Raw genomic sequence first — 15499 nt, 5'->3', positions numbered from 1 at the left:
TCTGAAGATCTGATTGGAATGGAGAACATCAGGTGATTTCACTCATCATCGGCATTGTGGTGTCACTAGGCGTGACGATTGTGGGAACTCCGCTGTTGATCAAATTGGTGCACAAGCTCAACTACGGACAGTACATCCGTCAGGATGGTCCGAAGTCCCATCTGGTCAAGCGCGGCACGCCGACGCTTGGCGGTGTGGTCATCAATCTCGCCGTAGTGCTCGGCTGGGGCTCATCGGCGTTGTACCGTTATTTCACCAGAGGCGATGTGCCGTCGTGGTCGGCCGTGCTGGTGCTGTTCGCCATGCTGTCGATGGGCTTCCTGGGCTTCATCGACGACTTCGCGAAGGTCCGCAAAAAGCAGAGCGAGGGACTGACGGTCAAGGGCAAATTTATCGGACAGTTCATCCTTGCCACCATATATGCGGTACTGTCGCTGATACTGCCGACCAAATCCGGATTCCCCAGTGCTCAGGCCGGAATGAGTTTCATCGAGAAGCCGTTCTTCAGCTTCGATTTCGCCGGCCGCGCCGTAGCCATCATCCTGTTTGTGATCTGGGTGAATTTCCTGATGACCGCGTGGACCAACGCCATCAATCTGACCGATGGTCTGGATGGTCTGGCGGCGGGATCCTCCATGATCGCCTTCATCGGATATGCGATTATCGCGTTCTGGGAATTCTACCATCTCAAGGGTTCCGGCCATCCCGGCTTCACCTATGCGGTGTCCGATCCGCTTGACCTGACCATCATCGCGGCATGCGCGGCGGTGGCATGCTTCGGATTCCTGTGGTACAACTCCAATCCAGCCTCCATCTTCATGGGCGACACCGGCTCTTTGGCCTTGGGTGGTCTGTTCGCCGCGCTGTCCATCGCCACGCACACCGAATTCCTAGCCATCATCCTCGGTGGTCTGTTCGTCATCGAGACCATGAGCGACATCATCCAGGTCGGCTATTTCAAGATGACCCACAAGAGGGTGTTCAAGATGGCACCGATTCACCATCATTTCGAATTGAAGGGATGGCCGGAAGTGAAGGTCGTCATCCGCTTCTGGATGATCGAGATGCTGTTCGTGCTGTTGGGACTGGTGGTCTTCTACGGCGATTGGGTGGCGCGTTCCGGCTTGTGACATGATTCCATGACGCGGTTTGATACCTGCGACATGGATGTGCTATCACGGCAAATGATGTTTCCGATTGAAGGGTGATGGATATGGATATGAATGGCAAGACCGTAATCGTGGCTGGCCTTGGTGTTTCCGGACAGAGCATGATGCAGGTGCTGGGACCCCGTGCAGGCAGGGTGCTGGGCGTGGACGAGAGAAAACCGGATGCGGATCTGCATTCCTTCGACCAAATCGATTGGGATGATACCGACATGGTGATGACCTCACCGGTCTTCAACCCTCGCACGCCGTTCATTCTTGAGGCGCAGAAGCGTGGCATCCCCGTCATGAGCGAGGTTGAACTGGCTTGGCAGCTGCGTGTGAACAACGACTCCACCGGCAAGCCCGCGCCATGGATTGGCATTACCGGCACCAACGGCAAGACTTCGACCACGGAAATGACCTCGGAGATGCTGTCCGCATGCGGTCTGACCGCTCCGGCCGTCGGTAATATCGGCAAGGCGGTGTCGCATGCGGCGGTCGATTCCGCGAACGATGTGCTGTGCGTCGAATTGAGCTCCTTCCAGCTGCATTTCACCTACTCTCTGGAACTTGATTGCGCCACGATCACCAATATCGCCGACGACCATCTCGACTGGCATGGCGGCATTGAAAACTATGCGGCGGACAAAGCCAAGGTGTTCCGCAACGTCAAGAAGGCCTTGGTCTACAACGCTGACGACGACCGTGTCACCAAGCTGGCTTTCGCAGCGCAGACCGCGCCTGGATGCCGCAGGATCGGATTCACGCTGAACGAACCGGAAAGTGGCCAGATCGGTGTGAAGGACGGATGGATCGTCGACATGTCGGGTGTCGCCGGCGGAAAACCGGGCGAGCCGGAACAAGTCGCGAAGATCGCCGACTTCACTCATCTGACCGAACCGGACGGCACGGTCTATCCGCACCTGCTCGCCGATGCGTTGACGGCGTTGGCACTGGTGCTGGGCCTCGGCGCGGACAGGGAGAAGTCGTTGGCCGCGCTCAAGCAGTTCACTCCGGGAGGCCATCGCATCCAGACCGTCGCCGTCGCCCGTACCGCTGATGGCGGGACCATCCGTTTCGTGGACGATTCCAAGGCCACCAACGCCCACGCGGCCAAGGCCTCGCTCAACAGCTTCGCAGATAAGTCCGTGGTGTGGATCGCCGGCGGGCTCGCCAAGGGAAGCCGATTCGAACGGCTCGTCGCCGAACAGGCCCACACCATCAAGGCGGCCGTCATCATCGGCAGGGATCAGCAGCCGATGCTGGATGCATTCAAGGAAAGCGCTCCCGACATTCCGCTGTCCATCATCGACCCGACGGACAACGATACCGTCATGTCGCGCGCCATCGACGCCGCGGGCGCATATGTGCAGGCTGGTGACGTGGTGCTTATGGCTCCGGCCTGCGCGTCCATGGACCAGTTCAAGTCATACGCCGATCGCGGAAACCAGTTCGCGCAGGAGGCTCAGCGTTGGGTGAATGAGCATGGGGAAGCCTAAGGCTGGCCGCAGCATCTCATCCGTCACTGATCAGCGGCGCACGTCGGATGGGTCCGGCACGCAGATCCGACGTCCGAGGGGAAACGCCGCCCGCGGATTCGCCAACCCCCTGTGGTGTTTCCATGGTTTCCGTCTATGCGTGATCATCCTGACCATTTTCGGTGTGATCATGGTGTTCTCCAGTTCGTCGGTGACCATGATCGCCAATGGGCAGTCGCCATGGGCTCAGGCGTTGAAACAGGGGTTCTATTGCGTGCTGGGATTGGGTGTGGCGTTCTTCACGATGATGCTTCCGGCCGGCCTGTACCGTAGAATCAGTTTCTGGTTTCTGGTGGCCGCCGCGTTGCTGCAGGCGGCCACGTTGACCCCATTAGGCGTCGAGGTCAACGGCAACAAGGGATGGATCGGCATTCCGGGCGTGTTCACCATGCAGCCTGCGGAAATCGTCAAACTGGCGTTATGCGTATGGATGCCGAACGAGTTGCTCAATGCGCGCAAACAGGTGAAGGCGGTTGGCGCGCTCAAGGCGTACCGCTGGCTGATTGGTGGATTCCTCGTCGCCTTCCTCTTGGTCATGTCGGGTAAGGATCTCGGCACCGGATTGATCATCCTCGCCATCGGCGGCGTCGCATTGCTGCTTGGAGAATTTCCAGGCAAATGGCTGGCGGGCGCCGTGTTGTTCGGTGCGTGCGGCATCGTCGCATTCGTGCTGACCAGCCCGAACCGTCTCGGCCGCATCATGGCGGCCTATCAGACCTGTTCGCCATCCGATTTGCAGGGAGTCTGCTATCAGGCGATCCATGGCAAGTACGCCATAGCCTCCGGCGGACTCTTGGGCGTCGGCATCGGCAATTCCGGCGAGAAATGGGGATATCTTCCCGAAGCGCACAACGATTTCATCTTCGCCATCATCGGTGAGGAGACAGGCTTCGTGGGAGCGGCCATGGTCATCCTGCTGTTCATCGTTCTGGCATGGTGCATGCTGGTGGTGGCCTTGCAGGCCCAAAACCGCTACATCACCATGGTTCTGGTGTGCATCGCGGTTTGGGTCGTGGGACAGGCGTTCATCAATATCGGCGTCGTCATCGGCCTGCTGCCGGTCATGGGCGTGCCAATGCCGTTCGTATCGGCCGGCGGTTCCTCGTTGGTCATGTGTTTGGGCGCTGCGGGCGTGGCGGTCAGCATGATGAAGGAGCAGCCTGAGATCAAAGCCGAGAATCGTATACTGTGACCGTCTCGGCCGAACGTCTGTGGCATGTTCCCGCGGCGAGGAAAAAGTAGACGAAATGTAAGTATCTTGGTCTGCCACGGTATGCCGTGCGATGCGCTGGCACACCGTGGGCTAAGCTCGGGGACTATGAGCAGTCAAAAGCATATCGTTCTTTCCGGTGGCGGTACGGCGGGTCATGTCAACCCGTTGCTCGCCGTGGCGCATGTGATTCGTGATCTTGAACCGGATGCGGACATCGCGGTGGTGGGCACCGCCGTCGGGCTGGAGCATGATCTCGTTCCACAGGCGGGCTTCGAACTGGAGACCATCGAGAAGGTGCCATTCCCGCGCAGACCCAACAAGGCCGTGTTGCAGTTCCCCGCAAAATGGAAGGCCGAAACCGCCAAGGTTCGTGACATTCTCACGCGGCATCAGGCGCAGGTTGTCGTCGGATTCGGCGGATACACATCCGCTCCCGTATATGCGGCGGCACACAAAATGGGTATTCCGATCGCCATTCACGAGCAGAACGCCCGTGCCGGCATGGCCAACAAGTTGGGAGCGCGTTGGGCGTCCATGATCGGCGCAGCCTACGCGCAACCTGGTCTGAAGCCGCGCAAGGGCGTCGAGGTGGAGCGTGTGGGATTGCCTTTGCGCCCTGCTATCGCGCAATTGGCATCCGATTTGGAACATGATCGCATCGCCACGCGCAAAACGGCCGCGGCCCAGCTTGGCGTCGATCCGGATCGTCCGCTGGTCGTTGTCACCGGCGGCTCCCTGGGGGCGGTGAACGTGAACCGCGCCGTGGCGGCTTCCGCCAAGGAACTGCTCTCGCGTGCCCAGGTGATTCATCTGACGGGCAAAGGCAAGGATGACGAGGTGCGTTCCCTTGTGTCGGTGAACGCGGGGGAGCAGGTGCTCGGCGAGCTTGGTCCCGACCACGCGTCGGATGGCGATTATCGCGTCGCGCCGTATCTGGAACGCATCGATCTGGCATTCGCCTGCGCCGATTTGATTATCTGCCGGTCCGGAGCCGGTACGGTAAGTGAATTGACGGCGTTGGGATTGCCTGCGATTTACGTGCCGTTGCCGATCGGCAACGGCGAGCAGCGTTTCAATGCGCAACCGGTGGTCGACGCGCAAGGCGGACTGATGGTGGCGGATGCCGATTTCACTCCGGAATGGGTACGCAACCACGTGCCGAAGCTGCTTGCCGACCCACATACCCTGTCGGATTATGGGGCCAACGCCTGGAAGTACGGTATCCGCGACGCCGCCGAAGTCATGGCGAGACGCGTTCTCGCGTTGATTGGACAACCAGACGAATGACCGTGGATTCTATCCGTGGGAGAGACCATGGGTGAGACCATAATGGAACACGTTGAAAACAATTCAAGAGGAGCAATCGTGTCTGACAACCAGCGTGAAGCCGGTACCATCGTCCTTGACCCCACCCATGCGTCGTTCGCGCCCGATGAAGGCGTGAACGATTTGGGATCGACCCATTTCATCGGCATTGGCGGAGCCGGTATGAGCGTGCTTGCCGAGATGCTGCACGAGCAAGGTGTCGAAGTCGACGGTTCGGATCGTGAGCCGAGTGCCAAAACCGAACGGTTGCAGGGGCTGGGCATCACCGTCGAATTTGGCCAGCGGGCGCAGAACGTCGAAGGCAAGAGCACTGTCGTGTATTCCAGCGCAATCAAACCGGATAATCCGGAGATTGTTGCAGCGCATGAGGCCGGGGAACGCATTGTGCATCGTAGTGACATCCTCGCGTTGTTGATGAATGCGAAGCGTGCGGTGACGGTCGCCGGCGCCCACGGCAAGACGACGACTAGCTCCATGCTGTCGCACATTCTTGTGAACGCCGGCGAAGGCGGGCTCGCCGATCCGAGCTACGCCATCGGAGGCTCCATCCAAGGCAAGGATGGAGCCACGCTGGACGGCGGCCATGCGGGCACGGGCGCCGTGCTTGTGGCCGAGGCGGATGAATCGGACGGTAGCTTCGCCAAGTACCATCCGCAGATTGCCATCATCACCAATTCCGAAGCGGACCATCTCGACCACTACGGCACGCAGGACAACTATCGCGCGGCGTTTGTGGACCATGCCGGACACGCCACCAAGGCCGTGGTCATGTGCGGTGACGATGAGGGCAATATCGCCGTGCTGCGCGCGCTTGATCCACAGGTCGCAGGCCATACGATCGTATATTCCACGCAGACCGCTGACGAATTGGGAGATATGAACGGCGCCACATTGGTGCGTATCGAATCGGAAAGCGAAACCGCGGAAAGCGGTATGGAGCATTTCACCTTGCATATCCCCGCAGGACTGCTCGACGATGATGAACGACGGGTTCCGGTGACACTCACCGTTCCGGGCATCCACAATGCGCGCAACGCTTCGGCCGCCATCATCGCGGCCGCATTGCTGGGCATGGATGTCGAACGTGCCGCCGCCGCTGTGACGTCGTTCCTCGGCGCGGCACGGAGGTTCCAGGTGCGCGGCACCATCAGCCAGGTGACGTTGGTGGACGATTACGCGCATCATCCCACTGAGATCGCGGCGTTGCTGGATGCAGCCCGTCGCCGCTATCCACAGTCCGGAATCCGTGTGATCTTCCAACCGCATCTGTTCTCCCGGACGAAGTTCTTCGCACGGCAATTCGCCGAGGCGTTGGCCAAGGCGGATGATGTGATCGTCACCGGAATATTCCCCGCACGTGAAAAGCAGGAGGATTTTCCGGATGTCACTCCGGCGACCATCGTGGATGAGGCGAAGAAACTTGCGCATGACCCGTCCGACGATTGGATCCGCGGCGTTGAGGACATGCAGATGGCGGCTCAGATGATGGTGATGCGCGCCCACCATGGCGATGTCATCTTCACCGTGGGTGCAGGCGACATCACGCGTATGGACGAGGTGATTCTGCACGCGCTCGAAGCGCACCGTTGGGATTGCGAGGGCTGATGGCTCGACGGGTCATCAGCTCCGGCAAGGATTCGAAAGGAACGAAACCTCAGTCCGGCAAGCGGGCCGGACGGTCGGTTTCGTCGGAGCGCGTCGGAGGGCATTCAACGGGACAGCGCTCCGTCGTCGGACATTCCGCTGCCGGCGGATCCACCGTGACCGACGCTGTGAACCATTCGAAGGCCGAAGGCTTTGTGGATGCGCGTCGTTTGCGAAGCGAGGATTTGGTTTCCAAGACATTGCAGGAGACCACCGGTACGATTGGCGTCATGACGCGTCCTAAAGTGGTCGATTTCAATGCACGTCTCAAGGAACGCCGCAAAGCGGGCGCTCGCGTCATCGCCATGCGCGCGCTTGTGGGAATCGCCGTTGCAGCGGTTCTGGGCGCTGTCATCTGGCTGCTGTTCTTCTCTTCCGTGTTCCGTTTGGAACCGGGCGATATCAGTGTGACCGGAGCCAATGAATGGGTCAGCGAATCGCAGGTGCTCGACATCGCCAGACAGCAATCAGGCAAGTCGCTGTTCCTTGTGTCGGACAGCGCCGTGGAAAAACAGATCAAATCGATTCCCGGCGTGACGTCGGCCGAGTCGAAAAAGCATCTGCCGAATTCGCTTGAGGTGACCATCAAAGCGCAGAAGCCGGCGGCCATGCTGAAAACCGGCGAGAACCACATGACGGCGGTCGACAGCAAGGGGCGTGTGCTCAATTCCGTCAGCGGCGTTTCCGTGGAGGGGATTCCCGTCATCGAGGTGCAGGACGTTGATGTGAGCCTGTCGAAAAGGCCCATCAAGGAGGCGTTGAGGATTCTGAGCTCGTTGCCGGAATCGATGCGTGGCTCCATTACCAAAGTCACCGCCGCGACGCAGGATTCCATCACGACGGAACTCAATGGGGGAGACAAGGTCATCGTGTGGGGCGATTCCTCTGAACTGAAGTTGAAGAAGGCCGTAGTGGACAAGATCATCAATGATCCGAATGTGATCGGAGACAAGCACAATGTCGACGTGTCCGCTCCGTTGAGACCGATCATCAAGTAGATTCGTCCGGGGAATTGCAAGAATACGCAAAGGGCATCATCCTATATGAAGGATGATGCCCTTTGCGAAAAGAACGCTGCGGTCTTCCGCTCAGTCCTTGACGATGGTTTTGCCGGCCGTGGCTCCTGGAGTCAGATCCTGGATCTCCGTGATTTCCAGCACGGGAATGGTCATGGGCTTCTTCGTGCCTTTGCTTTCCGCCACTGCGACCTGCTCCTCGTAGATCGCATCATCGGAGTGCAGGGTGACGTTCCCGCGGAAGCGGTAGCCCTTCCTCTGTTCAAGATTGGCCACGGCGATGACCAGTTCGCTGCCATCGAGCAGATTGCGGTACGTCTGTCCCGCGGTGCGTTCATGGTAGCCGATGTGGTTGTCGTCGATGATGAAGGTGCTCATCTTCGGTCCGAGGTCCACATGTCCGTCCTTGCTGATGGTGGATACCCAGGCAAGGTTGTCGTTGATGAATTCCTTCATTTCCGTGGTGAGATTCGCCATGATGCCGCTCCTTCTCGTGGTTGCCGGACGACGCCTGCGATATTGGAGACGTCACATGTTATTTCGATGATACGGAGGCGATGATTGCGGCACGCGTCGTTTCGCCGAACGTGAAAGGCTGAAAATACAAGGAAAGCCACCATTTCTGGCGGCTTTCCACTGGTGGAGATGCGGGGAATCGAACCCCGGTCCGATGGCCGAACCCTCAGTCTTCTACGTGCGTAGTCTGCTGGCCGTACGGCGGTTTTTCTGCCCCCATCGATGTCGCAGACAACTGATGGCGAGCATATCTACAGTAAAAGTCCTTCACCGGCCCTGTGGCTCAACCGGCGGAGCAAGTCTTCTAAACGACGCTCAGCATCCTCCCAAAGACGAGGAGGAGTGAACGGAGCGGCTGCTCACTGGTTAATCCTGGCGCGAAGCTCAGGCAGCGAGAGCGAACTCAGTGCGGTTAGATTTAGCACTTATTCTTTTGTAGGGGGCATCCACGAGTGGACCCTACGTTCTCGGCACGCTTCCCTGCGACGAACAGGTCACCGTCGAAACCGATCATCCCCAAATATTGAATTATCAAACTTCTGATTTTTCAACCAGACATTTCAAGATACCACGATTCGCTTGTCGGCACAAATTTACGCTGATGGCGATTCGTGGTGGCGACATCCAGCATAGTGGCACCACGAATCGTCGGTAGGAAAAGAAAAATTCCGCGTGTCATCCGATGACGACACGCGGAGTCGATGATGAGAAGGAGAGAAAGTCTTTTGCTTACTTGGCGGAGGCGAGATAATCCGGAACGCCTTCGGCCGGATAGACCGGCCAGCCGCCTTCCTTGGTGCACACATAGGCGGCGGTGTTCACGGCCGCGCGATGCGCTTCCTTAAGGGAGGCGCCGGACAGCAGCTTGCCGGTGAAGGAGCCGGAGAAGGAGTCGCCCGCGCCGACGGTGTCGGCGACCTCGACGTGCGGGGTCAGCAGGGTGGAGGTTTCGCCGTCCTTGGCGATGATGGTGCTGAAGGTTGCGCCGCCGGTCAGGATGATGTACTCAAGACCGAAATGATCCATGAACCACTTGCAGGCGTCCTCATCCTTGCCTTCCGGGATGGAGAACATCTCGCGCATCATGATGAGCTCGTCATCGTTGATCTTGAAGATGTTGGCATAGCCCAGTAGCTCCTCGATCAGCTCCTTGGAGTAGAAGTTGGCGCGCAGGTTGATGTCAAAGAACTTCAGTGCGCCGTCCTTGGCGTGCTTGAGCAGTTCGATGATTGTGTCGTGCGATTCCTTGGAACGCAGTCCCAACGTGCCGAAGCAGATGGCGTCGGCCTTGGATACGGCTTCAGCGAGCTCGTCCGTGTAGCTGATGTGGTCCCAGGCCACGTTCTGCACGATGGTGTATTCCGGGATGCCGTTGGTCAGTGCCACGGCAACGGTGCCGGTCGGATACTCGTTGGTCTGCACCAGCGTGTTGATGCCGGCCTTGTGCGCGTCGTCGAGCAGCTCGGTGCCCAGCTCGTCGTTGCCGACGGCGCTGATGGCGTAGCTTTCCGCGCCGTTCTGGGATGCGTGGTAGGCGAAATTGACGGGTGCGCCGCCGGCGCGCTTGCCGGTGGGGAGCATATCCCACAGGATTTCACCGAGGGCGATGACGATTGGCTTGGACATGGTGGTTCCTTTCTTTGGCTATGGCGTGCTATGCGACGTCAAAGAACATCGAGGGATGTTCCAGAAAATTGGTGATCGCCACAGCGGCGGCACCAGTGACGGTGGCGTCGGTGGGCAGGGTGGACAGGGTAATTCGTGTATCGTGTCCGATTTCGGGAATCGTCCTGTCGAGCACGACACGTTCGACTTCGTCGAGCAGGGGCTGACCGGCTTGTGCGACGATGTCTCCAAGGACGATGCACGTCGGATTGAACGCGTTGATGATGGTGACGGCGCCGTATCCGATGTATCGGGCGATGTCGCGCACCAGCGTCATCGCGGCCGCGTCTCCCGCGTCCGCCTTGGCGAAAAGCGCGGAGCATGCCTGCGCGTGCGTCATTGATTCGCATCCAGGAACGATATCGGGGTTGGCGTTGAGCTTTTCGTGGATGGCGTTGGCGGAGCAGTACCGTTCAAGACAGCCGACGTTGCCGCAATCGCAGGGTTTGCCGTTCACATCGATGGAGACGTGGCCGATTTCCGTGGCCGTGCCGCGTTCCCCGTAGTAGATGGCGCCGTTGTCGATGATGCCGAGGCCGATGCCCTCGCCGAGCAGGTAATAGGCGAGTGTCCCCTTCGACAGCTCCGGGTTGAACAGGAACTGGGCCAAGGCGCCGGCCCGTGCGTCCTGCTCAACGAACACGGGAACGTCGAATGCGTCGTTGAACTCCTCGATGAAGTTGATTTGACGCCATCCCTGCATGGAGGAGACCAGGGCGGTGCGTCCCTCATCCTTCAGATACGGCCCCGGCACGGCCATGCCGACGGCCACGATGCTGGAATCGTCCTTGATAAGGCGTCGCACGGTGTTTCGGATGCATTCCACGGTTTCCGGGATATGCTCCTCGTTGACAGTCGGCAGATCGGTCATGAAGATGCGGTTGCATTTCAGATCGAAAACGGCGATCTGCACCAGGCTGCGGGCGAACTTCACCCCGACGATATGGTATTTGGCGCAATTGAGATTCAGACCGATGGAGCGGCGGTTCTTGTCGCCCTCCATGTCGCCGGTCTCCTCGATGACGTTCTGGGCCAGCAGTTTGGCGGTGATCTTGGTGATGGCGGCGGGTGTCAGGCCGATGGCTTTGGCTATTTGCGCGCGTGAGCAGATGCCATTGTGGTACAGATACTGCAGGACGCGGGAGCGGTTGTTTTCCGAAATCGATGACTGCTGATCGCTGTAACTACTCATCACCCACCTCCTTGCGACGGTGCACGGTTTGCTGAACTATCCGATATATTAACGGCGTTAATTAATTAACGCAACTTGAATCACACGGCGTGTCGCGCATGATAAAAGGCATGGGCCGACGCGCAATGATTTCATGCGCGCCGGCCCATGCCTTGGCTTTTCGCTTTTCGCCGGCGGAGCGTTCAGCGGATCGTTCCTTGGAACGCGAACTGGGCATGGGAGTCACCGGACGCCTTGTGCCGCAGATAGTCGCGTACATAGCCCATACGTTCCACCGTGGTGGCGGCCAATGGCTCGGGCAACGCGTCAAGTGGGAACCATCCCACCTTGAGGCTTTCCTCGTCGCCGACGAACGGTTCCGCATTGCCGTTCGGATCCGGCCGGCAGATGAACAGATGGTCCATGTACATGGTGCTGTCGCCGTTCGCGTAGGTGAGGACCTTCGTGGACGATTTGACCGAAACCAGATCGGTGACGATCACATCCACTCCGGTCTCCTCCTTGACCTCACGGGCCACGGTGTCGGCCGGTTCCTCACCGGGCTCGTTGATGCCATACACCATGGCCCATTCGCCGGTGTCGGAACGCCGTCCCAGCAACACGCGTCCTTGCTCGTCCTCGACATAGCCGGAGACGCCCATGAGCCACAGCAGATCGTGGCCTATTTTCTTGCGCAGGTCGAGTATGAATTCGGGTGTGGGCATGATGCCTCCTCAGTCCTTCTTGCCTTCGGCGGCCATGTCGGCCATCCATTCCTCAACGTCGCCGATCTGCTTCGGAATGCCGGCGGACAGCCATTCCGGACCATCCTCGGTCATCAGCACGTCATCCTCGATGCGGATGCCAATGCCACGGTACTCCGGCGGAATCATCAGATCATCCTCACGGAAGTACAGGCCGGGCTCGATGGTGAAAATCATGCCCGGACGGATCGCGGCACCCTGATACGACTCGTATCGCGCCTGCGCACAGTCATGCACGTCAAGACCCAGATGATGGGCCACGCCACAGGCGAGCCAACGACGATGCTGCTGGCCCTCGGGGGAGAGGGATTCCTCGACATCGACCGGCAGAATGCCCCAGTCGTGCAGACGCTCGGCGATCACGCGCATGCAGGCATGATGGATGTCCGAATACGTGGCGCCCGGCTTGGCCGCTTCGAAACCGGCCTGCTGGGAATCCAGCACGGCCTGGTACAGCTTCTTCTGGAAATCGGTGAATCTGCCGTTGGTTGGGAACGTGCGGGTGATGTCCGCGGTGTAGAGGCTGTTGACTTCCACGCCGGCGTCGATGAGCAGCAGTTCGCCCGGTTCCACGGTGCCCGTGTTGCGCATCCAATGCAGAATCGGCGCATGTGCGCCGGACGCGATGATGGTGTCGTAACCGACTTCATTGCCCTCCTCGCGAGAAATCGCGTTGAACGCGCCTTCCAGCATACGTTCCGAACGCGGCTTACCCAAGGAGGACGGCAACTTGCGCAGAATGTTGTCGAAGCCATGCTTGGTGGCCGCGATCGCCTTGCGCATCTCGCGGACCTCGTACTCGTCCTTGCACATGCGTGCCTCGGCGGCGAATTCATGCAGCTTGTCATCGGCCGCGGCATTGCCGTCCGGATCGGCGAAACCATTCGCCTCACGGATGTCCTCCACCATCGCGGTGATTGTCGGATCGGCCTCGCGGATCACGCGCACGCGCACCGCGCCGGCCTCAGTACCGACGTCCTTGCCCAGCGCGTCGGCCAGCTGGGCGATATCGTTCGTCTCGATGCCGGTCATCGCGGTCATTTCCTTCACTCCGGCACGGGGTCCGACCCAATATTCGCCGTAGTGGGCATCCATGAAGAAGTCCTGCGTGTAATGGTTCGCTCGCGGAGCTACGAACAGTTCGGGCACATGAGTCTTGCCCGCCTTGGCTTCCGGCGAATCCGGGTCGACGGGATTCAGCACCAACACCGCGCCGGCCTCGAAATCCTCTCCCAAACCCGTGTAATAGGAGAAGGTCGTATCCGGGCGGAACGCGTAGTCGCAATCGTTGTTGCGCACCTTCGGCTGGCCCGCGGGAATCACGATGCGTTCTCCGGGGAACGCCTTGCTCAGCGCTTCCAGACGCGCCGGTGTGTACTTGGAGGATTCCAACGGCTTGACCTCCGGCTCGTCATCATCCCAGCCGGTGGCCATGAACTTCTTGAAGGCCTCCGAACGCGGTCGTAGCGAGCGGTTGTTCACACGGTCGGCCATCGCCTGGTCCGGTCCCGGGGCGGACGACTGCTCCATCTTCTCGTATTCCTTGTCCTTTTCGGTAATGACTTCGTTCATCGCATCTCCTGAACATACATTTCGCCGTACGGCGATTGACGCAACCTATCCTATAACCTTCATCGGCGTGCGACGTTCATGTGAGCCTCTACAATCCAATTAGAGCAAAACAGGTCAACGTGCCATCCGAAAAGGTACGGGAGGAACAGGAAAGCATGTCATTCGAACATCCCAATCGCAACAACGAAAGCATGATCGACGTCGAACGCGACATCATGAGCCGTCCATCGGAACGCAACACCACCAATCTCGACCTGCTGCGCATGAAGATGATCCTCGACATCATGGGACACCCCGAACAGTCGTTCCGCGTCATCCACATCACCGGCACCAACGGCAAGGGCTCCACGGCGCGCATGACCGAAGCCATCTGCCGGTCCTACGGCATGCGCACCGGCCTGTACACATCACCCCATCTGGAGCACGTCAACGAACGCATCGCCATCGACGGACAGCAGCTGTCCGATGACGATTTCGTCGATACATGGGACCAGGTGAAGGACCTCGTCGCCATCGTGGATATGAAAATGGACGAACTGGGCAAGCCGAAGATGAGTTTCTTCGAAGTGCTCACCGCCATGGCCATCTGGAAATTCGCCGACGCGCCGGTCGACGTGGCCATCGTGGAGGTCGGCATGGGAGGCCGTTGGGATGCCACCAACGTGCTCGACGCCGATGCGGCCATCATCGGTCCGGTAGACATGGACCATATGGCATGGCTCGGCGACACCGTGGAAAAGATCGCCTCCGAAAAGGTGGGCATCATCAAGCCTGGCTGCACCGCCATAATCGGCCGTCAGCCGCATGAGGAAGAGGTCATGCCTATCATCGAGGCCGCGGCCAAGGAGAACCACGCCAATCTGGTGCGCGACGGCATCGAATCGGAAGTCGTCACCCGCGTTCCCGCGGTCGGCGGACAGGTGGCGACCCTGCGCACGCCGAACGGCACCTACACGGAGGTCCCGATCGACAAATTCGGCGAGCATCAGGCGCATAACGCGCTCGCGGCCCTGTGCGCCGCGGAAGTGGTGATTCCCGTCAACGGCGCGTTGGACGGCGATTTGGTGGCCGAGGCGTTGAGCAGCGTGAAGATTCCGGGACGCATCGAGCAGATTCGTACGTCTCCCACCATCATCCTTGACGGTGGACACAACGTGAACGCGGCCGAATCGCTGCGCGCGGCGATTGAGGAGAACTACGATTTCCAGCAGCTCGTCGGCGTCGTTGCCATGATGGGGGACAAGCAGGTCGAAGAGTATCTCGGCGTGCTCGAGCCGTTGCTGAGCCAGGTGATCGTCACCGAGAACTCGTGGCGCGACCGTGTGATGCCCGCCGAGGACCTGAAGAAAATCGCGGACCGTGTGTTCGGCCCCGAACGAGTCACCTGCATTCCGGAACTGCCGGATGCCATCCAGGAAGCCGTAAACATGGTCGATGCCGATGATGAGCTTGGCGTCGGCTATGGTCATGGCGTGCTCATCTGCGGTAGCTTCACCACCGCAGGAGACGCGCGACTCATGCTGGAGGAGAAGGTTAATCCCGACCTGAAGAAGCCGAAGTCCGAGCGTGTGTTCCAAGAGGCGGTGGAGCCGGAGCCTCGCAAGGACGAGGATGAGGCCGACGTGGATTTCGAATCTGACGCTAATCCCGATTTCAACATCAACGACTTCGGTAGCGTCGGACCGGATGAGGAAACCTTGAAAGACGCCGCGGAATCGGATAAGACAAACGATTCGGACGGCGCGGCGAAGTGACGGCGGTCGTCGGCGATTCCCCGTACGCGTGAGACAGGGCCTCAGCCGCATATGGTTGTGGGCTGGATTCCGAAATCTGAACTGCGCCCCGATTGTTGGACGCTGTTAATTAGGATACAGCCCTAGACCGCGAGGGACATGCCCCGGAACTCCTCCGGGGTGCGTCCCTCGA

General features: G+C 59.4%; 12 protein-coding genes and 1 other RNA gene. 7 read left to right on the top strand and 6 right to left on the bottom strand.

What is annotated here, in order from left to right; all coding sequences use genetic code 11:
* The first annotated feature begins 32 nt into the window (after positions 1 to 32).
* The 6 genes from mraY to AC1ATL_RS07450 all read left to right on the top strand — a co-directional run bounded on the left by mraY (position 33) and on the right by AC1ATL_RS07450 (position 7867).
* Positions 33 to 1130 (top strand): phospho-N-acetylmuramoyl-pentapeptide-transferase, encoded by a 1098-nt coding sequence (mraY, locus tag AC1ATL_RS07475; protein WP_432623635.1) that lies wholly within the window; start codon positions 33 to 35, stop codon positions 1128 to 1130.
* A 77-nt stretch (positions 1131 to 1207) separates the two neighbouring features.
* Complete coding sequence (murD, locus tag AC1ATL_RS07470) at positions 1208 to 2647, top strand: UDP-N-acetylmuramoyl-L-alanine--D-glutamate ligase (protein ID WP_476569741.1); 1440 nt, start codon at positions 1208 to 1210, stop codon at positions 2645 to 2647.
* Positions 2634 to 3878 carry a peptidoglycan glycosyltransferase FtsW gene (locus AC1ATL_RS07465; RefSeq protein WP_476569739.1) on the top strand — a complete coding sequence of 415 codons (1245 nt, stop codon included), beginning with the start codon at positions 2634 to 2636 and terminating at the stop codon, positions 3876 to 3878. The genes murD and AC1ATL_RS07465 overlap by 14 nt, the downstream gene beginning before the upstream one ends.
* A gap of 126 nt (positions 3879 to 4004) precedes the next feature.
* Positions 4005 to 5186, top strand: a complete 1182-nt coding sequence (locus AC1ATL_RS07460) for a UDP-N-acetylglucosamine--N-acetylmuramyl-(pentapeptide) pyrophosphoryl-undecaprenol N-acetylglucosamine transferase (protein ID WP_476569737.1) — start codon at positions 4005 to 4007, stop codon at positions 5184 to 5186.
* A 42-nt stretch (positions 5187 to 5228) separates the two neighbouring features.
* Entirely contained in the window at positions 5229 to 6830 is a 1602-nt protein-coding gene (gene murC, locus AC1ATL_RS07455) for a UDP-N-acetylmuramate--L-alanine ligase (RefSeq protein ID WP_476569806.1), read from the top strand.
* Positions 6830 to 7867: a cell division protein FtsQ/DivIB gene (locus AC1ATL_RS07450; RefSeq protein WP_476569735.1), complete on the top strand. Its 1038-nt coding sequence runs from the start codon at positions 6830 to 6832 to the stop codon at positions 7865 to 7867. Before murC ends, AC1ATL_RS07450 begins: the two co-directional genes overlap by 1 nt.
* 90 nt (positions 7868 to 7957) lie before the next feature.
* On the opposite strand, the gene AC1ATL_RS07445 is transcribed toward AC1ATL_RS07450, so the two are convergent.
* From AC1ATL_RS07445 to AC1ATL_RS07420, 6 genes are all read right to left on the bottom strand, one after another.
* Complete coding sequence (locus AC1ATL_RS07445) at positions 7958 to 8362, bottom strand: pyridoxamine 5'-phosphate oxidase family protein (protein ID WP_476569733.1); 405 nt, start codon at positions 8360 to 8362, stop codon at positions 7958 to 7960.
* Between the two features lie 160 nt (positions 8363 to 8522).
* Positions 8523 to 8919: a transfer-messenger RNA gene (gene ssrA / locus AC1ATL_RS07440) on the bottom strand.
* Positions 8920 to 9130: 211 nt separating this feature from the next.
* Positions 9131 to 10027 carry a carbohydrate kinase family protein gene (locus AC1ATL_RS07435; protein ID WP_476569731.1) on the bottom strand — a complete coding sequence of 299 codons (897 nt, stop codon included), beginning with the start codon at positions 10025 to 10027 and terminating at the stop codon, positions 9131 to 9133.
* Positions 10028 to 10055: 28 nt separating this feature from the next.
* The gene (locus tag AC1ATL_RS07430) at positions 10056 to 11258 is read right to left on the bottom strand and encodes an ROK family transcriptional regulator (RefSeq protein ID WP_476569729.1); all 1203 of its coding nucleotides are present in this window, start codon (positions 11256 to 11258) and stop codon (positions 10056 to 10058) included.
* A 182-nt stretch (positions 11259 to 11440) separates the two neighbouring features.
* On the bottom strand, positions 11441 to 11962 hold the full coding sequence (locus AC1ATL_RS07425; protein ID WP_476569727.1) for an NUDIX hydrolase: 522 nt from the start codon (positions 11960 to 11962) through the stop codon (positions 11441 to 11443).
* A 9-nt stretch (positions 11963 to 11971) separates the two neighbouring features.
* Entirely contained in the window at positions 11972 to 13573 is a 1602-nt protein-coding gene (locus tag AC1ATL_RS07420) for an aminopeptidase P family protein (RefSeq protein ID WP_476569725.1), read from the bottom strand.
* Positions 13574 to 13728: 155 nt separating this feature from the next.
* On the opposite strand from AC1ATL_RS07420, the gene AC1ATL_RS07415 reads away from it, so the two are divergent.
* The gene (locus tag AC1ATL_RS07415; protein WP_476569723.1) at positions 13729 to 15327 is read left to right on the top strand and encodes a bifunctional folylpolyglutamate synthase/dihydrofolate synthase; all 1599 of its coding nucleotides are present in this window, start codon (positions 13729 to 13731) and stop codon (positions 15325 to 15327) included.
* Positions 15328 to 15499: the final 172 nt, after the last annotated feature.

The organism is Bifidobacterium sp. LH_743, from assembly GCF_056355775.1.
Note: the sequence above shows the minus strand (reverse complement) of the source record. Positions and strands in the feature narration are given on the sequence as shown.

Coding starts and splice junctions, on each gene's coding strand:
- murD (WP_476569741.1), top strand. CDS start 1,208: ATGGATATGGATATGAATGGCAAGACCGTAATCGTGGCTGGCCTTGGT.
- AC1ATL_RS07450 (WP_476569735.1), top strand. CDS start 6,830: ATGGCTCGACGGGTCATCAGCTCCGGCAAGGATTCGAAAGGAACGAAA.
- AC1ATL_RS07445 (WP_476569733.1), bottom strand. CDS start 8,362: ATGGCGAATCTCACCACGGAAATGAAGGAATTCATCAACGACAACCTT.
- AC1ATL_RS07425 (WP_476569727.1), bottom strand. CDS start 11,962: ATGCCCACACCCGAATTCATACTCGACCTGCGCAAGAAAATAGGCCAC.
- AC1ATL_RS07435 (WP_476569731.1), bottom strand. CDS start 10,027: ATGTCCAAGCCAATCGTCATCGCCCTCGGTGAAATCCTGTGGGATATG.
- AC1ATL_RS07430 (WP_476569729.1), bottom strand. CDS start 11,258: ATGAGTAGTTACAGCGATCAGCAGTCATCGATTTCGGAAAACAACCGC.
- AC1ATL_RS07415 (WP_476569723.1), top strand. CDS start 13,729: ATGTCATTCGAACATCCCAATCGCAACAACGAAAGCATGATCGACGTC.
- AC1ATL_RS07465 (WP_476569739.1), top strand. CDS start 2,634: ATGGGGAAGCCTAAGGCTGGCCGCAGCATCTCATCCGTCACTGATCAG.
- AC1ATL_RS07420 (WP_476569725.1), bottom strand. CDS start 13,573: ATGAACGAAGTCATTACCGAAAAGGACAAGGAATACGAGAAGATGGAG.
- AC1ATL_RS07460 (WP_476569737.1), top strand. CDS start 4,005: ATGAGCAGTCAAAAGCATATCGTTCTTTCCGGTGGCGGTACGGCGGGT.
- murC (WP_476569806.1), top strand. CDS start 5,229: ATGGAACACGTTGAAAACAATTCAAGAGGAGCAATCGTGTCTGACAAC.